This is a genomic window from Alphaproteobacteria bacterium (genome assembly GCA_030740435.1).
In the GTDB taxonomy this organism is placed as follows: Bacteria; Pseudomonadota; Alphaproteobacteria; order UBA2966; family UBA2966.
The window spans coordinates 20,344-41,237 of the sequence record JASLXG010000079.1 but is presented as its reverse complement, the minus strand read 5'-3'; the positions used below and the strand labels follow the sequence as shown (position 1 = coordinate 41,237).

16 protein-coding genes and 1 pseudogene are annotated in these 20,894 nt (G+C 66.2%); 6 read left to right on the top strand and 11 right to left on the bottom strand.

Annotated features, from left to right (window positions below; translation table 11 throughout):
* Positions 1 to 244 precede the first annotated feature (244 nt).
* A pseudogene (locus tag QGG75_09450) lies at positions 245 to 1,409 on the top strand (acyl-CoA dehydrogenase family protein).
* 148 nt (positions 1,410 to 1,557) lie between these two features.
* Here QGG75_09450 and QGG75_09445 read toward each other — a convergent pair.
* From QGG75_09445 to QGG75_09435, 3 genes are read right to left on the bottom strand one after another with little or no spacing between them, the layout of a single operon-like run.
* On the bottom strand, positions 1,558 to 3,126 hold the full coding sequence (locus tag QGG75_09445) for a carboxyl transferase domain-containing protein (protein MDP6067461.1): 1,569 nt from the start codon (positions 3,124 to 3,126) through the stop codon (positions 1,558 to 1,560).
* 16 nt (positions 3,127 to 3,142) lie between these two features.
* A complete protein-coding gene (locus tag QGG75_09440; protein ID MDP6067460.1) occupies positions 3,143 to 4,744 on the bottom strand; it encodes an AMP-binding protein in 1,602 nt (533 codons plus the stop codon).
* Between the two features lie 34 nt (positions 4,745 to 4,778).
* On the bottom strand, positions 4,779 to 5,573 hold the full coding sequence (locus tag QGG75_09435) for an enoyl-CoA hydratase (GenBank protein MDP6067459.1): 795 nt from the start codon (positions 5,571 to 5,573) through the stop codon (positions 4,779 to 4,781).
* A gap of 74 nt (positions 5,574 to 5,647) precedes the next feature.
* On the opposite strand from QGG75_09435, the gene QGG75_09430 reads away from it, so the two are divergent.
* Complete coding sequence (locus tag QGG75_09430; protein MDP6067458.1) at positions 5,648 to 6,856, top strand: tetratricopeptide repeat protein; 1,209 nt, start codon at positions 5,648 to 5,650, stop codon at positions 6,854 to 6,856.
* Position 6,857: 1 nt separating this feature from the next.
* Here the strand turns inward: QGG75_09430 and QGG75_09425 are convergent, their stop codons facing one another.
* The 3 genes from QGG75_09425 to QGG75_09415 all read right to left on the bottom strand — a co-directional run bounded on the left by QGG75_09425 (position 6,858) and on the right by QGG75_09415 (position 10,088).
* Positions 6,858 to 7,781, bottom strand: a complete 924-nt coding sequence (locus QGG75_09425) for a hypothetical protein (GenBank protein ID MDP6067457.1) — start codon at positions 7,779 to 7,781, stop codon at positions 6,858 to 6,860.
* A gap of 554 nt (positions 7,782 to 8,335) precedes the next feature.
* Positions 8,336 to 9,631 carry a tetratricopeptide repeat protein gene (locus QGG75_09420; GenBank protein MDP6067456.1) on the bottom strand — a complete coding sequence of 432 codons (1,296 nt, stop codon included), beginning with the start codon at positions 9,629 to 9,631 and terminating at the stop codon, positions 8,336 to 8,338.
* Positions 9,528 to 10,088, bottom strand: a complete 561-nt coding sequence (locus QGG75_09415) for a tetratricopeptide repeat protein (protein ID MDP6067455.1) — start codon at positions 10,086 to 10,088, stop codon at positions 9,528 to 9,530. The genes QGG75_09420 and QGG75_09415 overlap by 104 nt, the downstream gene beginning before the upstream one ends.
* A 92-nt stretch (positions 10,089 to 10,180) precedes the next feature.
* Between QGG75_09415 and QGG75_09410 the strand changes: the two genes are divergently transcribed.
* From QGG75_09410 to QGG75_09400, 3 genes are read left to right on the top strand one after another with little or no spacing between them, the layout of a single operon-like run.
* Complete coding sequence (locus tag QGG75_09410) at positions 10,181 to 11,062, top strand: SDR family oxidoreductase (GenBank protein MDP6067454.1); 882 nt, start codon at positions 10,181 to 10,183, stop codon at positions 11,060 to 11,062.
* Complete coding sequence (locus QGG75_09405; GenBank protein ID MDP6067453.1) at positions 11,059 to 11,916, top strand: SDR family oxidoreductase; 858 nt, start codon at positions 11,059 to 11,061, stop codon at positions 11,914 to 11,916. The genes QGG75_09410 and QGG75_09405 overlap by 4 nt, the downstream gene beginning before the upstream one ends.
* Positions 11,917 to 11,931: 15 nt before the next feature.
* Positions 11,932 to 12,933, top strand: a complete 1,002-nt coding sequence (locus QGG75_09400; protein ID MDP6067452.1) for a methyltransferase — start codon at positions 11,932 to 11,934, stop codon at positions 12,931 to 12,933.
* 94 nt (positions 12,934 to 13,027) lie between these two features.
* Here the strand turns inward: QGG75_09400 and QGG75_09395 are convergent, their stop codons facing one another.
* A complete protein-coding gene (locus tag QGG75_09395; GenBank protein ID MDP6067451.1) occupies positions 13,028 to 14,413 on the bottom strand; it encodes an FAD-binding oxidoreductase in 1,386 nt (461 codons plus the stop codon).
* Positions 14,414 to 14,530: 117 nt separating this feature from the next.
* On the opposite strand from QGG75_09395, the gene QGG75_09390 reads away from it, so the two are divergent.
* Entirely contained in the window at positions 14,531 to 15,433 is a 903-nt protein-coding gene (locus QGG75_09390) for a M23 family metallopeptidase (protein MDP6067450.1), read from the top strand.
* Positions 15,434 to 15,490: 57 nt separating this feature from the next.
* On the opposite strand, the gene QGG75_09385 is transcribed toward QGG75_09390, so the two are convergent.
* The 4 genes from QGG75_09385 to QGG75_09370 all read right to left on the bottom strand — a co-directional run bounded on the left by QGG75_09385 (position 15,491) and on the right by QGG75_09370 (position 20,811).
* Positions 15,491 to 15,730, bottom strand: coding sequence for a hypothetical protein (locus QGG75_09385; protein ID MDP6067449.1), 240 nt, complete (start codon positions 15,728 to 15,730; stop codon positions 15,491 to 15,493).
* Between the two features lie 176 nt (positions 15,731 to 15,906).
* Entirely contained in the window at positions 15,907 to 16,458 is a 552-nt protein-coding gene (locus QGG75_09380) for a polymer-forming cytoskeletal protein (GenBank protein ID MDP6067448.1), read from the bottom strand.
* Complete coding sequence (locus QGG75_09375; protein MDP6067447.1) at positions 16,442 to 17,773, bottom strand: peptidoglycan DD-metalloendopeptidase family protein; 1,332 nt, start codon at positions 17,771 to 17,773, stop codon at positions 16,442 to 16,444. Before QGG75_09375 ends, QGG75_09380 begins: the two co-directional genes overlap by 17 nt.
* A gap of 71 nt (positions 17,774 to 17,844) precedes the next feature.
* On the bottom strand, positions 17,845 to 20,811 hold the full coding sequence (locus QGG75_09370; GenBank protein MDP6067446.1) for a bifunctional [glutamine synthetase] adenylyltransferase/[glutamine synthetase]-adenylyl-L-tyrosine phosphorylase: 2,967 nt from the start codon (positions 20,809 to 20,811) through the stop codon (positions 17,845 to 17,847).
* Positions 20,812 to 20,894 lie beyond the last annotated feature (83 nt).

Below are 20,894 nucleotides of genomic sequence, written 5' to 3'. Positions count from 1 at the left end.
ATTTTGCCCTCCTTCAAGCCAACCCAATCCTAACATCCGGGCTGGACCAGTTTTCGGGGGGCAGGCCACACCAGGCTCGGCCCGAAATGCCGGCTGGCGCTGGTCGGCGAGGAAATCGTGAAGGACGAAGAGAGGGAGTGAGCGGGGCCTTTCGTCCGGCCCTATGTGCTACTAACTCACCTGTGTTGCATGTCGCCCGAATATTTGACCCCTTTCCCCCCAGCCAAACGAAAGCTTGCCTGCCATGAGTGCCATTCAGTCCTTTGATCCCGAATTCATCAGCATTGAGCACCGTCTGTTGCGCGACCAGGTGCGCCGCTTCGTGGATACCGAGGTGGTACCCGAAGGTGCGGCCTGGGAAGAAGCGGGCAAGGTACCGCGCGAAGTCTTCGTCAAGATGGGCGAGCTTGGCCTTCTTGGCATGCGTCATGCGGAGGAACACGGCGGCGCCGGGCTGGGAACGCTGAGTAGCATGGTGCTGGCCGAAGAGTTGGGACGTTCCACTTTCGGCGGCTTTTCGGCCGCCGTAACCGTGCACACGGACTGCTCGGCCACCCACATCAGCCGCCGCGGCACGGAGGCGCAAAAACAGAAATACCTGCCTGACCTCTGTGCCGGGCGAAAAGTCTGCGCCATCGCCGTGACCGAACCCGGCGCTGGCTCGGACGTGGCCGGGCTCAAGACGAAGGCCGTTCGCGAGGGTGACGAGTGGGTGCTCAATGGGGCAAAAATGTTCATCACCAACGGCGTCTACGGCGACATCATCATCGTCGCCGCCCGCACCGACGCGTCCGCCAAGGGCAGTCGCGGTATTTCGCTCTTTATCGTCGAGGCGGGAACGCCGGGCCTCAAGGTCAGCCGCAAGCTCGACAAGACCGGCTGGCTCTGTTCCGACACGGCCGAGCTTTCCTTCGATGATTGCCGCATCCCGGCCGAGAACCTGTTGGGCGAGGAAAACCGGGGCTTCTACGCCATCATGGACAACTTCCAGAACGAGCGCCTGGTCATGGGCGCCACCTGGCGCCGGGCAGTCGGCCAAGGCGCTGGAGTTGACGCTGGAGTGGGTCAAGCAGCGCCAGGCTTTCGGCGGCACGCTCTGGGACCAGCAGGTGGTGCGCCACAAGATTTCGCTGCTGGCGGCGGAGTTGGAAGCCGTGCGGCAGTTGATGTATCACGCCGCCTGGCTGGACGAACAGGGCATCGATTGCGTCAAGGAAACCTCGATGGTCAAGGTGCTGGCGGCCGAGCTCAACAATCGCGTCATGTACGACTGCGTGCAGCTCCACGGCGGCATGGGCTACATGCGCGAAAGCCCCATCGAACGCCTCTCGCGCGACGCCCGCATCATGTCCATCGGCGGCGGTGCCAGCGAGGTCATGATCGAGGAAATCGCCAAGCGGCTGGGGTAGGGGTTCGTTTGCTTGGTGTCATCCTCGCGAAAGCGGGGACCCAGGTTTGTTTGGGTTTTCCCGGTAGCGGTGGGCGGAAGATGGCAATAAACGGCACAAAACCTGGGTTCCCGCTTTCGCGAGAATGACAAAAATGGGGGCCGCGCCCCTAAATCGGCGAAATCGGCCGCACTCGCGGCGGGCCCGAGTCGCGCCGCCGCGGCGGGCACGATGCGAAGGTTTCGATCAAGATGCGGCGCGTGTCGCGGGGATCGATGACCTGGTCGATGCCGAAATCGCGGGCCGCCAGGGTGGCGCCGGTCTGGCTTTTGATGCGCTCGATCATGGCCTGGCGGGCGGCGGCGGGGTCGGCGGCGGCCTGGTAGTCGCGCTTGTAGGCCACGTCCACCGCGCCCTCTATCGACATGGCGCAGATCTCGGCCGTGGGCCAGGCGAAGGCGGCATCGGCGTCGAAGGCCCGGCCGCCGGCCATGGCGTAATAGCCGCCACCGTAGCCCTTGCGCAGCACGATCGAGACCAGCGGCACCGTGGCGATGCCCATCTCGAACATCAGCCGTCCGCTGCGCCGGCCGAGCCCGCTGAGTTCGGCCGGCGAGCCGATGGCGAAGCCCGGAATGTCGATCAGCGACACCAGCGGCAGGCCGAAGGCGTCGCATACGGCTATGAAGTGCGCCACTTTCTCCGACGCCGGTGAGTCCAAGATTCCGCCCTTGCGCAGGGGCTGGTTGGCCACGAATCCCACCGGCCGGCCGGCCAGCCGGGCGAAGCAGGTGACGATGTTGCGGGCGTATTTGGGTTTGATCTCGAAGACGCTGTCCCTGTCGGCGATGACCTCGATCACCTTGCGCACGTCGTAGACCTTGCGGCTGTCGGCCGGAACCAGGTCGAGGAGAATCTCGTCGCGGCGCTCCGCCGGGTCGTCGCAAGAGCGGATGGGCGGCGGCTGGGTGGCGTTTTGCGGCAGGTAGGAAAGAAAATTCCGGATCGCCGCGTAGCACTCCTCTTCCGTCTCGACGGCCAGATCGGCGATGCCCTGCTGGTCGGCCTGGCGCTTGGCGCCGCCGAGGTCTTCCTTGGAAATTTCCTCGCCCGTGCCGGCCTTGACCAGGGCCGGGCCGGCCATGCCCATGGTCGATTTGCCCCGGATCATGACCACGAAATCGGCCAGTGCGGCAAAGTTGGTGGGGCCGGCGAAGCCCTGGCCCATGATGGCGGCGACGTTCGGCACCCAGCCCGATAGCCGGGCCAGGTCGTTGAAGACCGGCGAGGCGGCGGCGAAATGGGCCGAGTTCATGCCGTCCTGGATGCGGTGCCCGCCGCCCTCCAGCAGCATCACCAGCGGCAGGCCGCGGTCGGCCGCCCAGTAAAGCAGCCGCCGCATCTTGCGGTCGCCGGCACCGCCGACGGAGCCGCCGTGGACGGTGTAGTCGTGGGCCACCAGGCAGGCCTCGCGGCCCTCCAGCATTCCCCTGCCGGTGATGGCGCCGTCGGCCGGGGCCACCAGGTCCCGGTTGAGCTCGTTGTCGCGGTCGGGCTCGACCAGGGAGCCGATCTCGCGAAAGCTGCCGGCATCCACCAAGCCGGCGATGCGTTCGCGGGCCGTGGCCAGGCCCTGGCTGCGGCGCTTGGCCACGGCCTCGGGCCGGGCCTCGTCCATGACCTGGGCCCTGGCCGCCTCAATTTTCTCCAGGAGATCGCGCGATGATGGCTCCGACACGGTATTTCCTCTCGCCTCAGGCGCCGATCTTTTCGCGCTTGACGGTGATCCCCGCCGCCTCGCGATCCCAGGTCTTGTTGGTCACGCCGCGCTCCTTCAAGAGGTGCTTTTGCACCTTCTGGGTCGGCGTCTTGGGCAATTCGTCGACGATGCGAACGAACCTAGGCAGCATGAAATGCGCCATGCGGGGCTCGAGGAAACGGAAGAGCTCGAGGGGATCGATTTCGCTGCCTTCGACCGGCGCCACCACCACCATGACCTCGTCCTCGCCCAATTCGCTGGGCACCGGTATGGCGGCGGCCTCGCGGACGGCGGCAAAGGCGGTGACCTCGTTCTCCACCTCGAACGACGAGATATTTTCGCCGCGGCGCCGGATGGCGTCCTTGATGCGGTCGACGAAATAGAAATACCCCTCGTCGTCGTAATAGAAGCCGTCGCCGGTGTGGAACCAGCCGTTGCGCCAGGCCCGCGCCGTGGCTTCGGGGTTCTTGTAATAGCCGTGGTTCATGGCCCAGGGGCGGTCGGTGCGCAGGATCAGCTCGCCGGTCTGGCCGGGTGCCACCTCGCAGTCGTTCTCGTCCACCACCCGGGCTTCGACGCCGGCCCGAACACGGCCGCAGGTGCCGCTTTGCGGGGGATAGGATTCCGATACCATGGAGGCCGAAATCTCCGTCATGTTGAAGGTGGTGCGCATGTCGATGCCGTGGCGTTTGCCCAGCGCCATGGCGTCCTCGTTCCAGGGCACGCAGAGCGCCTTTTTCATGGGATGGTCGAGGTCTTGGTTGCTGGGCGGCAATTTCAGTAGAAAGGGGATCATCGCCGCCACCAGGCAGCTCGCGGTGATCTCGTAGGTGCGAACCGTGTCCCAGAACTCTTCGGTCTTGAAATGGGTGTCGACGAAGCACGAGCCGCCGTTCCCAAGCGTCATCACCATGTAGATGGTGCCGCCAACGTGAAAGAGCGGCAGGTTGACCAATGAGCGGTCGCTTTCCTCGACGTAGGGGTGCGCCTCGGGCCCCATGGAATAGCCCTGAACGTAGGACGACAGCACCGCCTTCGAGGGCCCGGTCGTGCCCGACGTGAAGATGATGTACTGGGTGTCCCAGGGCTCGACCGGGTCAGGCATCTCGGCCAAGCCCTGTTTCGGCAGCAGCGCCGATTCGGGATGCACGGTGAGGTGCTCAAGTGCCGCCTCGCCGCCCGTGATGATGGCGTCGCTCAGCAGCCCCCTGCCGATGCTGTCGAGACGCGGCGCCAGATCGGCGTGAGAGACGATCAGGCTGGCGTCCGAGAGCTCCACCAGGTGCCGCAGCAGATTGCCTTTGTAGGCGGTGTTGATGGGCACGTAGACGGCGCCGAGATAGTTCAGGCCGAACCAGGTGAGAACCGCTTCGCGGTTGTTGGGCTGCCACGAGAGCACGTGTTCGCCCTTTTTCACCCCCATGTCCTGGAGGCCCTTGGCCGCCCGGCGGACCAGTTCCAGGGTCTCGCCCCAGGTCCAGGTTTCGCCGCCATGGAAGATGATGGCGGTTTGGTCTGGTTTCTCCCGGGCCCAGCGTTCCAGCTGATAGCCCAGAACACAGGCCTCGCGTTCCGGCATGCGGGGATCGAAGACCATGCTTCTTCTCCTCGCTCCCCGCTCTAAGCCGTTCTCATGAACCCTTGAATTCGGGTTTGCGTTTTTCGTTGAAGGCCGTGACGCCTTCGACCCAGTCGTCGGCCATGGCGCTGTCGGCGAAACCTTCGGCCTCGGCCTGCAGTTGGGCCTCCAGCGAGCGGTCGAAGGAATTGCGGATCAGGCGCTTGGTGTTGCCATAGGCCCGGGTCGGGCCCTGGGCCAGGCGGGCGGCCAGCTTGGCGGTCTCGTCGATCAGGTCGTCGGTGGCCACGACGCGGTTGATCAGCCCCATCTCCAGCGCCTCCTGGGCCGTGAAGCGGTCGCCCAAGAGGGCGATTTCCATGGCCTTCTTGGTGCCCACGGCACGCGGCAGGAAGTAGGTGGAGGAGCCATCGGGGCTGGTGCCGATGGCGCTGTAGGCCAGCGTGAAGAAAGCGTCCTCGCTGGCGATCACCATGTCGCACATGAGCGCGAAGGAGACGCCGGCCCCGGCCGCGGCGCCGCGCACGCTGGCGATGATGGGCTGGCTCATGCGCTGGATGGTGAACATGATGGTGTGCAGCTCATGTATCCGGGCCAGGAACATGGTGCGGCGCTCGTCGGCCGGCATGCGGGCGTAATCCATGAAGCTCTTGACGTCGCCGCCGGCCATGAAGTGCTCGCCCTCGCCGCGCATCACCACACAGCGGATGCTGGGATCGTGCTCGATGGCCATCAATTGGCGGTCGAGGTCCTGGCGCATCTCCATGCTCAAGGCGTTGCGCACCTGGGGGCGGTTCATGGTCAGGGTGGCGATGCCGTTTTCGTCGCTGCGCACTAGATCGCTCATGCTTTTGCTTCCTTTTTTCTCGGGCTGGACCACCGCCTGTGACCGGGGGCGGCGCTTTGCGATAGCATGGCGGCATGGCGGTTGTCGACAAGCGGGTGAAGAAGGCGCTGGGGCGTCATCGCCGGGGGGACGTGGCGGGAGCGGTCAAGCTGCTGGCCCGGGTGCTGGCCGACAACCCGGACGATTTCGACGGCAACAATCTTTTGGGCGCCTTCTATGCCGAGCTTGGCGAGCTGGACCAGGCGGAGCGCCACCTCGAACGGATTCGTGCCCGGGCCGCAAGTGGGGCCGTTGGGGTGGTGGCAACGGCTCAGGTGCTGACCAACCTGGGAAACGTCTGGCGTCTGCGGGGCGACATCGAGAGGGCCGCGGATTTCTTCGGCCAGGCCCTCGAAGCGTCGCCCGGCTTGCCCCAGCCGCGTTACAACCGGGTCCGGATCTGGGAGGACACGGGCCGGAACCTCGAAGCCGAGGCAGAATACCGGCGCATCCTGGCCGCCAAGGCCGACTTCCTGCCGGCCCGCCACGGTTTGGCGCGGACCCTGCAGCAGCTCGGCCGCCACGAAGAAGCGATCGCCGAGTACGATCGGCTGCTGCCGCAAGCCAAGGGCGCGCTGGCCGAGGTTGCGGTTTTCGCCCGGGCGGCACTGGCCGGTGAGACCGTGCCCCGGCCGCCGGCCAGCTACGTGGGCGAGCTTTTCGACAACTACGCCGGCTATTTCGAGGCGCACGTCGTCGAGCGCCTGGAATACAGCGCGCCGCGGCAATTGCGCGCCTCTTACCCCGACGACGCCCGCTTCGCCAATGCCCTCGACCTGGGCTGCGGCACGGGCCTGGCGGGGGCGGCTTTCGGCGATCTCTGTGGACGGCTGATCGGCATCGACCTGGCCCCCCGGATGATCGCCGAGGCCGGCCGGCGGGAGATCTACCATCACCTGGAATGTGCCGACATCGTTTCCTTTTTGCGCCGCGCCAGGGAACGTTTCGATCTTTTCTTGGCCACCGACGTGTTCACCTACGTGGGCGACCTGGAAGAGGTTTTCGCCGCCGTGGCCGGGGCCGCCGAGCCGGTGGGAGCGGAACTTGCCTTCAGCGTCGAAGAGTTCGCCGGCCCTGGCTTCGAGCTGCGCCCGAGCTGCCGTTACGGCCATTCCCAGGCCTATGTCGCCGAACTCGCCGGGCGCCACGCCATGACGATCGCGGAAAGCCGGGCCATCGACCTGCGCCACGAAAGCCAGGGCTGGATTCCCGGCCGCCTCTACCGCCTGGCCATTCCGGCGTAGCCTACCAGTCCGTTCGGAAACCGATCTTCGCTACCCCCGGCTTCATGGCCGGGCTGCTGCCGATTTTGCATTTTGAGGCATTCAAACCGCGTGCCCAGGCGGCGAAATCGAACAAGGGCTCCGGCCGCATGACGCAGGCCGGATTGCCGTAGGGGTGGGCCAACAGCAGCAGCATGTGGCCGATTTCATGGGCCAGGTATTTGCCGGCCAGGCGCACCGCCTGGGCGCGATCCGCGGTGCCGCCCATGCCTCGGGGCAAGGCTTGGTGTTCGCTGAAGGGAAAGGTGCTGAGAAAGGAAAAGGTCCGGTAGCGGCCCGATTTGTTGTAACTGGTGCCGCCCGCGCTGACGCCGCCGCGCAGTGACGAATTTATGGCGGCATCGTCATATTCGGCGCTGGCCACGAGCTGATTGGTGACGATGACGTCATAGGGCATACCGCTATAGCCGAGAAGGTCCCAGACGATCCATTCGTTGGCCCCGCTTGCGTCGATGACGCGTTCACCCGTGGCGCTACGCAAGCCGTGCCAGTGCCCCAGGCGCCGCAAATGGGTATCCACCAGGGTCTTTGCGAAAGCCGCGAAGGTCGGCTCCGTTAGCGGGGCCAAGAGATGGGGCCGGGCGTAGGCGATGCTTGCGCCGAGGTCGACAACCCTTTCCTCAAGGGTTCGCTCGAGACCTTGGATCAGGCGTGAGCGATCTCCCGTTCCCTTCTTGAAATCATAGATCTCGCCGCGGCGTGCCCGCAGGGCCTTTGCCGGAATGGCGGCCAGCAATTGCGCCACCGATACCTCCTCGGGTTCGGTGAATTTCAGATCGATGTGGAAATGCTTCCGAACCACCTGGCGCGCCTCGTCCAGCAGTGTCGCCAATTCGCTGCGCTCGAGCGCGGGCAGGCGCGGGTTGACGGCGTGGGCCAGCCGCAACTCGACGCTCCCGGACCCCAGTTGGGGAAGGGGAACCCAGGCGGATTTGGCGCTTGCCTGCGAGTTGACAATGGCTGCTGCCAGCAGAAAGCCGCCAGCCAGTGGAAGCAGTCCCTTCATTACTCAGCCTTTCGCCAGTTCACCCAGCTCAGCGGCGACGTCCTCCAGCACCCGCGGCCAGCCCTCGCCGATGGGCTTGAGGAATATGCGCACGCTGGGCAGCCAGGGAAAGCCGTCGGTGCCGAGCTGCAGCCAATCGCCGGGCTGGCTCATGACCCAGGTCGGTATGCCCTGGGCGCCAGCCAGCCAGGCGGTGGTCGAGAAGGGCGAGAGGATCAGGTCGAGGCCGGCCACCAGCGCCGTCGAATCGTCGATCTCGGCGGTCAGATCGAGGTCGGGGAAACTCTCGACCCGCGCCGCGAGGTCGGCATCGAGGCGGGCCAAGTCGGTCTCGCCGCCGCCATATTGCAGGTTGACGAAATGGATGCCGGGGAGCCGCAGAATCGGGCCCCAGTCGGCGATCTGGGAATAGTAGCGCTGGCGGTCGGCGGTGATCAGGGCGCTGCGCCACAGGATGCCAACCTTGAGGCCCGGGCCCAGCGCCGCCAGGTGCTCGAGCCAGCGAGCCCGGGCGCCGGCATCGGCCCGCAGATATTCCCGGTCCTGGGGGAAGGCCGCCAAGTCCGGGCGCAGCCAGCGCGGCAACGAGGCGATGGCGATCTGGTAATCGGTGCCACGGGCAGCCGTTTCCGGCGGATCGCTCTGCACCACCACCTCGAGGCCGGGGAAGGAGCGGGCGAACAGCGCCACCAGCCGGGGCTCGACCTCGAGCACCACGCGCCCGGCCCCCGGGCCGCCAACTCGGGCAGGCAGCAGGCGAACAGCACGACGTCGCCGAGGCCCTGTTCGCTCCATACCCGGATGCCGCGGCCGGCCAGGTCCTCGCCGGCCCATTCAGCCTGGCCCAGCGCCCGGCTTTCGATGCTGCGCCAGCGGTACTCCTGGGCGGCATAGCCGGCGGCGAAGTCCCCCAGCATGAGCAGCGGTGCCGAACGGTTGCAGAGCGCCTCGATGTCGTCGGGTGCGCCCCTCAAAATGCCGTCGTAGCTCGCCAGCGCCGCCTGGGCATCGCCCACCTGCATTTGTGCTGCCGCCAGCAGCGAGAGCAGCTGTCCGTCGCCGGGCGCCGCGGCCAGGGCTTCTTGATAACGCGCTATGGCCTGGTAGGGCCGGTCGGCACAGCGTTCTGCAATACCCAGGTTCTTGAGGATGGTGGCGTCGCCGGGCTTGAGCTCGAGCGCCCGGCCATAAGCGGCCAGCGCCTCGTCGAAACGCAGCGCTTCTTTCAGGGCATTGCCCAGGTTGTTGTGGGCGCCGGCGAAGTTCGGGTCGATCTCGATGGCGCGGTGGTAGGCAACGGTGGCGCCCTCGATGTCGCCCTCGGCCGAAAGCGCGTTGCCGAGTTCGTTGTGGGCCGGAGCGAAATCGGGGTTCTTCTCCAGCATGCGCCGGATCGAGGCGCGGGCCAATCCGGCATCGCCCCTTTCGGCCGCCAGGCGCAGCAGGTTGGCGTGGGCCTCGTCGAAGGCGGGGTCGAGTTCGACGGCACGCTGGTAGGCGGCGAGGGCGCCGTCGCCCTCGCCCGTGTCGCCCTTGAGGTTGCCCATTTCGTTGTGGGCCCGGGCCAGCCCGGGGTCGAGATCGAGGGCGCGCCCGAGTGCCGCGTGGGCGGAATCAAACTCGCCCTCAAGGCGCAGCAGCTTGCCCAAGTCGGCCTGCGCCAGGGCGTCGCCGGGTTGGATCGAGAGCAATTGTTGCAAGGTGACGATGGCGCCGGGCCCGGTCGCCACTTTCGGCCTGCACCGCAACCAGGTTGCGGTAGGCCGGCAGGTGGCCGGCCTCGGCGGCGATGGCCTGGCGGAAGCAGGCGATGGCTTCGTCCCTCCGGCCGCCGCCCTCCGACACCACCCCCAAATTCGTCAGGATCAGCGGGTTGCCGGGCATCAGCGCCAGGGCCTGGCGGAAGACCGCATCGGCCTCGCCGAGCCGGCCGGTGCTCTGCAGCACGCTGCCCAGGTTGCTCAGCGCCTCGGGAAATTCCGGACGGGCCGCGATGGCCTGGCGGTAGGCGGCTTCCGCGTCGGCCAGGCGGCCCAGCGCCCAGAGCCGGTTGCCCTCGTCGTAAAGCGCCGCGGCAGCGCTGGCGCCACCCCGTTTGGCGGCCTTCTTCTGGGCTTTGAGCTGGCGGCGGCGTTCGGCGCGGTTCACGGCGGTGGATTCCGAAAGATCCTGGGAGGCGGCCGTCATGGTAGCGGAAAACAAAGAATGCCGCTTCCTTCTGGACCGTCGGGCGCCTCCGGCCCATCATGCGGCGCGATCTGGATACGCTGAGGAAAAAAATGTCCGACGACACCCCCGACCATTACCAAGCCCTGACGGCGGCCGAACTGGCGGCGCTGCCCACCTCCTTTCACGATGATCTCTTCGCCGGCCAGGTGGTGCTGATCTCCGGCGGTGCCGGCGGCATCGGCCTGGCTACTTGCGTGCTCTTTGGGCGCTTGGGCGCGACCATCGTTTCCTGCGGCCGCACGGCCGAGAAGATGGCCGGGCTGGAGGCGGCGCTGGGCGAGTTGGGCATCGAATGCTTCACCCAGGCCATGACGATCCGCGAGGCCGATCAGGTGGACGACTTGATCGCGGCCACCTTCGAGCGCTATGGCCGTCTCGACGTGCTGATCAACAACGCCGGCGGCCAGTTCGCGGCCCCGGCGCTGGACATCAGCCCCAAGGGATGGCGGGCCGTGGTCGACACCAACCTGACCGGGGCTTGGCTGATGATGCAGGCGGCGGCGCGAGAGTGGGCCGAGCGCGACCAAGCCGCATCGATCGTCAACATGGTGACGGTGCCCGGCATGTGCAGCACCGGCATTCCCCACACCGTGGCCTCGCGGGCCGGCGAGATCGCGGTCAGCCGTTCCCTGGCCGTCGAATGGGGGCCGCTGGGCATCCGCGTCAACTGCGTCGCCATCGGCATCATCGCCAGCCCCGGCCTGGTCAATTATCCCCCGACCGCCAGGCCCAGCTTCGACCACAATCCCATGCGCCGGCTGGGCACGGTGCATGACATCGCCGAGGCCAGCGCCTATCTCTCGTCGCCCTCGGCCTCGTTCGTCAACGGCATCGTGTTGACCGTCGACGGCGGCGCCGACGTCTGGGGCGAGTACTGGCCGCTGGGCCGGCCGGACTATTTCGACGTCGATTACGGAGGCGCAAGGCCATGAGCGAGGAATTTCGCAAACCTCTATCGCCCGAGGAACTGGCGGCACTGCCCACGGTCTACCGCGACGATCTTTTCGCCGGCCAGGTGGTGCTGGTGACCGGCGGTGCCGGCGGCATCGGCCTGGCGACAAGCATCCTGTTCGGGCGCCTCGGCGCCACCATCGTTTCCTGCAGCCGTACGGCGGAGAAGATGCAGGGGCTGGAAGAAACCCTGGGTGAGCTGGGTATCGCCTGCTTCACCCGGCCCCTGTCGATCCGCGATCCGGAGGCCGTGGCCGATTTCACCCATGAGGTCTTCGAGCGCTTCGGCCGGCTCGACGTGCTGGTCAACAACGCCGGTGGCCAGTTCGCGGCGCCGGCACTCGACATCAGCCCGAACGGCTGGCAGTCGGTGGTCGACCTCAATCTCAACGGCACCTGGTACATGATGCAGGCGGCGGCCAAGGGCTGGGTCGAGCACGAAGAGGCCGGCAACATCGTCAACGTGGTCGCCATACCGCGCATGTGCATGCCCGGCATCGTGCACTCCATGGCGGCACGGGCTGGCCAAATACAGGCCACCCGGTCGCTCAGCGTCGAATGGGGACCGCACGGCATTCGCGTCAACGCCGTGGCGGTGGGTGCCGTGGCCAGTCCGGGCCTGGCCAACTATCCCGAAGAAGCGTTGCCCAGCATGGTGCACAATCCCCAGCGCCGTATCGGCTCGGTGCAGGATATTGCCGAGGCCTGCGTCTACCTGGCCGGACCTTCCGGCAACTTCGTCAACGGCGCCGTGCTCAACGTCGACGGCGGGGCCGAAAATTTCGGCGAGTTCTGGCCGCTGGGGCGGCCTGACTATTTTCGTTTCGACTATTAATCGAGGGGCGCAGACATGGCGAAAGCGGGCATCGATACGACGCGGCTGCAACGACTGGCCCGGGCCTATACCGAATCGGCGACTTTCTTCGCGGCGCTCGATTTCGAGCTTTTCACCCACGTCGAAGGCGGCGTGGGCAGCGTCGCCGAATTGGCCGGCGCCATGGACGTGCTGGAACTGGACGCCGAGCGCCTGGTCACCGCCTGCCTGGCAATGGGCCTGCTGGAATGGCGGGACGGGCGCTTGGTCAACGCGCCCGATGCCGCGCGTTTTCTGGTCAAGGGCGAGGCGCGCTACGCCGAACCCTGGATGACCTTCACCCGGCCCGGCGTGGGCGACTGGTTTCGTCTGAGCGAGATCATGGCCGCCAAACGCGAGCCCACGGTACTGGGCATGTACGCCGACTTGACCGTCGAGCAGGCCCGGGCCTACCACTCGGCCACCTATTCCATCGGCATGGGGGCAGGGCGCCTCTTTGCCCGCACCGTCGATCTCGCGGGGCGCAAGAAGCTGCTCGATCTCGGCGGCGGCTCGGGCGCCTACAGCATCAATGCCGTGCAGTCCTACCCGGGCCTCGAGGCGGTGGTCCTCGATTTGCCGCCGGTGGTCGAGGTGACCAAGGAATACCTGGCCGAGAATGGTGTCAGTGACCGCGTTTCGACACTCGCCGCCGACTTCACGGCCGACGATTTCCCCGCCGCCGACGTCGTCGTCATGGCGTCCAATCTCCCCATCTACGACGAGGCCGTGGTGGCCCAGGTGGTGGCCAAGGCCTTTGCGGCGCTGGAGCCCGGCGGCGAGATGCACCTGGTCGGCGAGATGGTCACGGACGACCGCACGGGTCCTTTGGATGCCGCCATGTGGGGCCTCGCCGAAGCCCTCAGCGGCGGCGCCGGTAAGGCGCATACGATTGGTCAGTGCCGTGGTTATTTCGAGGCGGCGGGGTTTGAAGAGGTTGGCGACGAGGTGTTCGTTGCGGGCACGCTGCAGCGGGTTTTTGGGCGCAAGGTGGGGTAGGGTGCCAACGGAAATTTTGCCAAAGAATCTTTTACCAAAATTTTTTTTGAGAAAAAATATGGTGAAAACAATATACTAGATGGAATATTTAATCTTAAATCTCAAAAATTCGCCCCGGACTGAGGATGCCCTTTGGGTCCAGGGCGGTCTTCAGGGTGCGCATCAGGGTGATGTCGGCCTCGGAGCGGCTGTAGGAAAGGTAGGGGCGTTTGAGTATGCCGATGCCGTGTTCGGCCGAGATCGAGCCCTGGTTGGCTGCCGTGAGTTTGAAGACCAGGTTGTTGACGGCATCGGACTGTTCGGGGTCCGAGGCTCCGGCGGTTGTCGTGATGTGCAGGTTGCCGTCGCCGACGTGGCCGAAGATCACGGTTTTGTTGCCCGGGTGAAGCTCGTCGATGCTGGCTGTCAAGACCTCGGCGAAGGCCACCATGCGGCTCGCAGGTATGCTGACGTCGTAGCCCAGCACCGGCGCAAGGTTTCGCGTGACCTCGGAGCTGGCATCACGGAGCTGCCAAAGCTCAACCACTTCGGCCAACGATTTGGCAACCACGGCATCGTTGATCAGGCCGCTGTCAAAGGCCGAGGCGAGGGCATATTCGAAGGCCTCACGGTCGCGTTCGGGTGAGCCGCCCAACACCTCGGTCAGGGCATAGAAGGGGTGGGGATCGGCAAACGGTGGGCGCTGCCCGGTGACTTTCAGGGCTTCGCTGAAATAGCTCTGCCACATCACTTCGAAAGCGCTGATGCCGCCGCTGAAGGCGTTCTGCATGTGGCGCAGGAAGCGGATCACCTGGGCAAAGTCGTCGAGCCCGCAAAGCGCCACGGTCTGGCTGGCCGGCTTGGGGTAGAGCCTGAGCGTCACCCGGGTGATGACGCCGAGCGTCCCTTCGGAGCCGATGAAAAGCTGGCGCAGGTCATAGCCGGTGTTGTTCTTGATCAGTTTGTTGAGGTCGCCGACGACGCTGCCGTCGGCCAGCACGGCCTCCAGCCCCAGCACCAGCTCGCGCGCCACGCCGTAGCGGATGACCCGGTTGCCGCCGGCATTGGTGGCGAGGTTGCCGCCGATGGTGCAGGAGCCGCGGGCGCCGAGATCGAGGGGAAAGCTGAAACCCTTGGCCAGGGCCGCCTCTTGGATGGTCTGCAGCACCGCTCCGGCGCCCACCGTCATGGTGCCCGATTCGCTGTCGATCTCCTCGATGGCATTCAGGCGTTCTAGCGACAGCGCCACCTCGCCTTCGGCCGGCAGGCCGGCACCCACCAGTCCGGTCATGCCGCCCTGGGGCACCAGGGGTTGGCCGGTGGCCTGGCACAGCGCCAGGATTGCCGAGACCTCGGTCGTCGAGGCGGGGCGCAGCACCAGGCTGGGGCGCGCGCCCTGGTGGCCGGCGGCGTCGCTGAAATAGCGCGGGCCGACGTCCTCGCCGGCAACGAACCCGGCCGCTCCGACGGCACCCTTGAGGCGATCGAAAAGCTCTGACACGTTAATCTCCCTGCCACTGATGCGCCGATGATCGGTGTTGAGGCGGGCCGGCGCAAGGCCGTCTTTGGCTTCCACTGGTGAAGGAGAGGCGATATCCTCGTAGCCAAGGATAGCGCCATGAACACACTGCCCTTCGCCGCCCTCTTGCTTGCCGCTCTGGCGCTGGCCCTGACGCCGCCGGCCGAGGCCCAGAAGGCAGGCAACTATATGGGTCAAAAGAAGGGCCGCAAGGGTCGCATGAAAGGCCGGCAAAGTCCGCCGCCGGCCAGCCAGGAGAAGGTTTCGGAGGATAGCAATCCCGAAGCCGTCGCCGCCTTTTCGCCCATGATGGCGAAGCTTGAGCAGATGCGCGCCCGGGGCTTCATGGCCACTGGCCTGGTGGCGGTCTATCCCGAAAATGCCGACTGCCCAAAGGGCACATCCGACTTCGCCTCGCCGACGCGAAGCGACGGCAGCCGCCGCAGCCGGCGCTTCTACCAGGGCCTGCACGGCGGCTACGACATCCCGGCGGCCGAGGGCACGCCGCTTTTGGCCATCGCCGACGGCACCGTGGTGCACATCCACGAGGGTGCCTCCATCGGCGGCCTGGCGCTGATCCTGCAGCATGCGCCCGCTGACACCGGCCTCGGGGTTTGGACCTACACCGAATACAAGCATTTGCGCGAGTTGCCGGATCTCGACATCGGCCAGCGCGTGGCCATGGGCCAAAAGATCGCGCTGGCCGGCAAGACCGGAACGCAAGGCGGGCATTACGGTGCCCAGGGCTTTTCCCACCTTCACCTGACGGCGTTTTTCAGCAAGCTGGGCGAATTCAAGATCCGCCGCATGCTGGTTCCGGTCGAGGGCCAGTGGCTCGATCCGCTGGCGCTGTTCAAGAAGTCGCCACCGCTCGATTCGCCGACACTCAGCGGCCTGCCGGCGGCCGAGAAGCGGGTTTCCATTCCCTACAAAACCAGCGACGGCCGCATCGTGCCGGCCGGCAGCCGCGTCGTCTGGCCTTTCGTCTGCCGCTCACGTTAGCGCTCTCTCGAGCGCCAGCCAGACCGCGGCAATGGCCAGGAATGCCCCGACAGGCGGCTAGGCCGCGCCAGAATCCGACCTCGCCGTGGCGCACAACGAAGCCTCCATCGCGGTCCCAGGACGTCTGTCCGTCGTCGCGCAGGCGGTTCCAGGCCAGGACCATGGCAATCTCAGGCTGACCACGGGCAGGCCGCCGCCCAGGCCCCGGAGCCAGACGGCGAAACTGCGCCTGAGGGCGCTGCCGAAGTCGATGGCGGTGCCGTCCTGGCGTTCGACGGCCATATTCACAACAGCCATTTACCCGGCGTCGTGCCCCAGGCCGCCAGCAGCAGGCCCACCACACCTTCATCTGCGATCACCCGCAAGTCATCGCCAAGACCGTGCGATTTTTGCAACAGGGCCGCTTCGGCGCCGAGCCGCAGGGGGCCGTAGGTTAGGGCAGGGTAGGGTAGGGTAGGGTAGGGTAGGGCGAACTAACTGCCGGCGGCGCGTCGGGCCGGCGGCTCCGCCGGCGCCGCGGTGGGCGTGGCCGCGGGTGCTTCCGGGCTCGCCGCGGCCTTGCCTTCGGCGCTGCTCTCGGCGACCTTCGGCTTGGGCGCCGGGCCCTTGGCCTCGGGTACGCGGCCCAATTTCTTTTCCTCGGCTTCCAGGGGTCGGTCGGAGCGCCTGAGCTGGCCTTCGATGTAGGCTCCCGATTCGATGGCCAAGACCTCGTGCCAGATGTCGCCGACCACCGTGGCGGTGCGCGCCAACTGCAGCACGCGAGCCCGGATCTTGCCACTGACCTCGCCGTGGATGTGGGCTTCCTCGGCGACGATTTCGCCCATCACCTTGGCCTTTTCGCCGACCGTCAGCGACTGGCTGGAGACGTTGCCCTCGATGGTGCCGTCGACCTGAATCTCGCCTTCGGTCTTGAGATTGCCGACGATGTGCAGGTTGGCACTGATGATGGACGGTGCGGTCTTGACGTCGTTGGCACCTTCGCTGGGCTGGCGCCCTTTGCCCTTGTCAGTCTTTGAAAACATATTTTCCAGCCTTCAGAAACTTTGCGGGATCCTGTGGTTTGTCGGCGAATAGTATCTCGTAATGAACGTGAGAGCCAGTACTTCGGCCGGTACTACCCATGAGCCCGATTTTCTGTCTGAATTCGATGGATTGCCCGCGCTTGACGACAATTCTGTGCAGATGACCATAGCGCGTCTTGAGTCCCATGCCATGATCTATTTCGATGGTCCGGCCATAGGGACCACGCCGTCCGGTGAAGGTGACGCGCCCCGGCGCCGTGGCGAAGACCGGTGTGCGGAAGACGCCGGCGAAATCCAGACCGCCGTGCATGGCCCAGCGCTTGGTGAAGGGGTCGCGGCGCTTGCCGAAGCCCGACGAGAGATAGTAGTTGTCGACGGGTGTCGACAGCGGCAGGCGCCTGAGGACTTCCTGCAGGCCTTCCCAGCGGCCGAGGTGCTGTTCCAGCCGGAAGACGCTCGATTCGAAACGGTCGCCCAGCTTCAGGCCGTCGCGATCGGGCGCCGCCAGCGTCAGCAGCGGGCCGCCAGTGCCCTGGGGCAGGGATTTGCCGCTGATCTTGAGCAAATCGTCGATTTCGAGCCCGGTCAGCGTGATCATCGTCTCCATTTCGCCGAGGCTGATCTCGGTGCGTTCCTGGATGCGTTCGACCAGATTCTGCTGCGAGATCTTGAGCCCGGCCAGGCGGCCGTTGAGGGTCTCGACCTCGGCGATCACGGTGTCGCGGGTGCGCCGCGCGGTGTCACGCTGACGGGTCAGGGTGGTCACCTGATCGACGGCGCGGCGCAGCGAGGTGTCGAGCTGGTCGTTATGGTCGACGGTGACGGCCAGGGAGCCCTCCAGGCTGGCCAGGCGCTGGCTGAGCGAGCGTTTGATGGCCAGCGCCTGGTCGCGCTGGCGCGACACCGAATCGAGTTCCTGGGTGGCGTCACCCAACTCCTGTAACAGGTGGCTCTTGAGGCTGACCAGATCGACCAGCCGTTTGTGCTTGGCTTCGAGCTCGTTCGTCAGCTTCATGAAATGGAGCTGGGTCTCCCGCAGGGTGTCGGAAAGCTGCTCGTAGGCCAGCTCCATCTCATGGATGCGGGTGTTCTTGGCGGCGATGATCTGGTCCTTGAAGACCAGATAGGTGGTGGCAAAGCCGGTCCAGCCGACGACCGCCAGAAACAGGATGCTGAGCAAAATCTGGGTGCGCCTACCGAGCGACAGATAGTGCACGATTCCACGGCTGCGATAATAGAACTGGCGTTCGGGAAAGAGCCGTTCACTCAACGCACGGGCGCGGCCGGCCCAGTCTTTTCCCTCTTCCGATGTCATCAACCCACCCCTTGCCTCCCGAGAACGCGCACCTCACCTTAGATAAAGGGCAAATGGCGCCTTGGCAACCGTCAAGCCCGCTGCCCGGTCCCAGACGGGGTCTCCGGTGGCGGCCCGGCACGGCTCGCCACCAGATCCTCGAAGTGGTTTCGCACCTGCCTCTGGGCGGCCAACAGGCGGTCGCTGAGATCATCGAAGTCGGTGGCGCCCACGGCCTTCGCCAAGGCTGCCTTGAGGCCCTCGGGAAGTTCCTCGGCGAAAGCCGCCTGGCGCAGCGAGAGGCGCAGGAAACTTTGCACGTTGTGCAAAAACTCGGCCGCCGCCAGCAACTCGTCGGCGGCCTTCTGGGCCAGGCAGCCGGCCTGGGCCAGGCGGCTGAATCCGCTGGCCGTGTTGCCCGTGACGATCTCCGGCCGCACTGCCGCGTGTTCCAGGATCAAGGCCTGGCAGATGAAGTCGAGGTCGACGATGCCGCCGCGCACGTGCTTGACGGACCAGGGGTTCTCGGTGCCGTGTTCGCGTTCGATGCGCTGGCGCATGGCGACGACTTCGGCCATCAGGCTGGCGCTTTGGCGCGGCCTGCGGATGGTTTTGGCGATGATGTCGCCGATGGCGGCGGCGATGGCCGGCGGGCCCGAGATCACCCGACCGCGGATCAGCGCCATGTGCTCCCAGGTCCAGGCGGTTTCACGCTGGTAGCGCGCGAAACCCTCGATGTGCACGGCAATCGGCCCCTTGGCACCCGACGGTCTGAGGCGCATGTCGACCTCATAAAGCCGGCCTTCGCCGGTGAGTGCCGTGAGCGCGTTGATCAGGCGCTTGCTGAGGCGGGCGTAGTATTCGGATGCGCTTAAGGGTTTGGCGCCATCGGAGCCGTCGCTGGCGGCCGGGCAATCGTAGCAGAACATCAAATCGAGGTCCGATTCCGGGGTCATCTCGCGGGCCCCCAGCTTGCCCAGGCCGAGCACGGCGAAGCTGCCGCCGGGGATGGCGCCGTGGCGGGCCTCGAATTCTTCGCTGACGCACCTCATCAGGGCGCCAATGAGTACCTCGGCCAGGTCGGAGAGCACGCTGCCGGCGCTGCCGGCGTCGATCGAGTTGCGCAGCATCTCGAGGCCGACCTGGAACATGCGGTTCTGGCCCCAGCGCCGGGCGATGTCGAGCACGTCTTCGAAGTCCCGGGCCGCCGCCAGCTGCCCGGAGAACTCATCCGAAAGTGCGGCGCGGCCGGGCCAGCTTTCCACCGGATCGCCATCGATGACGCCATCCAAGAGCGTCGGATGACGGCTCAGCCGTTCGGCCAGGCGCGGTGCGCTGCCCATGATCTCGGCCACCAGTTCCAAGAGCCCCGGGCGGGCGCGAAAAAGCGAAAAGAGCTGCACGCCGGTGGGCAGTCGGCCGAGGAACTCGTCGAAGCGGATCATCGCCGTGTCGGGAACGGCGCTGTTGGCCAGCGCCTTGAGCAGTGCCGGCATCAATTCGGTGAGAATTTCGCGAGCCCGCACGCTGCGGGTGGCGCGATAGCTGCCGTGATGCCAGCCTCGCACCAGGGCGGCCGCGGTGGCGGGCTCGCCAAAGCCCAACTGGCGAAGCGTGGCGATGGTGTCGGGATCGTCGTCTGTGCCGGTGAAGACCAGGTTGCCGACGTCGCCAAGTTCGGGTGAGTGCTCGAAAAGCTTGGCGTAATGGCCCTCGACCTGGCGCAGGTGGCCGAGCAACTCGGCCTCGAAGGCGGCGCTCTCGGCATAGCCCAGGAAGGTGGCCAGGCGGACCAGGCCGGCGGCCTCGGCCGGCACCGCCTGTGTCTGTTCGTCAGCCACCATTTGCATGCGGTGCTCCAGGCGGCGCAGGAATTCGTAGGCCGCGATCATCTCCTCGGCCACGGCGCTGGCCAGGCTGCCGTTGGCCGCCAGGGCGCGGAGCGCGGAGCGGGTGTCGGCCACCCTGAGGCTCTGGTCGCGGCCCCCGGCGATCAATTGCTGGGTTTGGGCGAAAAACTCGATCTCGCGGATGCCGCCGCGGCCTAGCTTGATGTTGTGCCCGGCCACGGCGACCTGGCTGTGGCCGCGGCGGCTGTTTATCTGGCGCTTGATCGAGTGGATGTCCTCAATGGCCGCGAAGTCCAGGTGCTTGCGCCAGATGAAGGGCGCTATGCGCTCGAGAAAACCCTGGCCCGCAGCGATATCGCCGGCCACCGGCCGGGCCTTGATCAGGGCCGCCCGCTCCCAGTTCTGGCCGACGCTTTCGTAATAACTCTCGGCCGCCGCCATCGAAATGGCGGGCGGTGTCGAGCCGGTGTCGGGACGCAATCTCAAATCGGTGCGGAAGACGTAACCGTCGCCGGTGCGTTCCTGCATGATGCGCACCAGGCCGCGGGTCAGGCGCACAAAGCAATCGAGCGGCGTCGCCGGGCCGGTGTAGTCGATCAGATCTTGATCGAAGAGCACGATCAGATCGATGTCGCTGGAATAGTTGAGCTCCGACGCGCCCAGCTTGCCCATGGCAATGATCGAGAGGCCAGAGCCCTGGGACGGCTGGTCCCAGTCGGCAAGGCGCAACTCGCCGGCCGCGGCGGCCGCCTGCAAGAGGTGGTCGACGGCCAGACTGAGCGCCAGTTCGGCAAAGGCGCTGAGCCGGCCGACGATCTCGGACAAAGGCCAGTAACCGCCGATATCGGCCACGGCAACCAGCAGGGCAACGCGTTCCTTGGCCCGGCGCAGGCAGGTCATGAGGCCAGCTATGTCGTCTGCCGCCGCCGCTTGCCGGCTTAACTGCTCGAGACAGGCATCCAAGAGCTCGGCCGGCGTCTCAACGGCCAATCGGCCGCTGAAGGCTGGATCGCGCAGCAGCACCCGGCTGAGGAAGGGGCTGTTGCCGAAGATGGCGGCCAGCAACTCCCGGCCCTGCCCCGGTGCGGCCAGCACCTCCGCCTGCCGAGTCGCTTCGAGGTCGTCCAGGGCGGCGGCGCGGCGGTGCCAATCGGCCAGGCCGTTGGCTGCCGCGTCGGCATCAAAAGCTTGGGGAATTTGGCTGGCCATGGCGTACCGAAAAGAGTTCCGGCCAAAGAAAGCCCCCGCGTTTGGCCGCACCGTGCTATAGGGCACACTGCGCGAAGCGGTGA

Coding starts and splice junctions, on each gene's coding strand:
- QGG75_09440 (MDP6067460.1), bottom strand. CDS start 4,744: ATGGTCTTCGATCCCCGCATGCCGGAACGCGAGGCCTGTGTTCTGGGC.
- QGG75_09435 (MDP6067459.1), bottom strand. CDS start 5,573: ATGAGCGATCTAGTGCGCAGCGACGAAAACGGCATCGCCACCCTGACC.
- QGG75_09430 (MDP6067458.1), top strand. CDS start 5,648: ATGGCGGTTGTCGACAAGCGGGTGAAGAAGGCGCTGGGGCGTCATCGC.
- QGG75_09415 (MDP6067455.1), bottom strand. CDS start 10,088: ATGACGGCCGCCTCCCAGGATCTTTCGGAATCCACCGCCGTGAACCGC.
- QGG75_09410 (MDP6067454.1), top strand. CDS start 10,181: ATGTCCGACGACACCCCCGACCATTACCAAGCCCTGACGGCGGCCGAA.
- QGG75_09405 (MDP6067453.1), top strand. CDS start 11,059: ATGAGCGAGGAATTTCGCAAACCTCTATCGCCCGAGGAACTGGCGGCA.
- QGG75_09400 (MDP6067452.1), top strand. CDS start 11,932: ATGGCGAAAGCGGGCATCGATACGACGCGGCTGCAACGACTGGCCCGG.
- QGG75_09390 (MDP6067450.1), top strand. CDS start 14,531: ATGAACACACTGCCCTTCGCCGCCCTCTTGCTTGCCGCTCTGGCGCTG.
- QGG75_09385 (MDP6067449.1), bottom strand. CDS start 15,730: ATGGCTGTTGTGAATATGGCCGTCGAACGCCAGGACGGCACCGCCATC.
- QGG75_09380 (MDP6067448.1), bottom strand. CDS start 16,458: ATGTTTTCAAAGACTGACAAGGGCAAAGGGCGCCAGCCCAGCGAAGGT.
- QGG75_09375 (MDP6067447.1), bottom strand. CDS start 17,773: ATGACATCGGAAGAGGGAAAAGACTGGGCCGGCCGCGCCCGTGCGTTG.
- QGG75_09370 (MDP6067446.1), bottom strand. CDS start 20,811: ATGGCCAGCCAAATTCCCCAAGCTTTTGATGCCGACGCGGCAGCCAAC.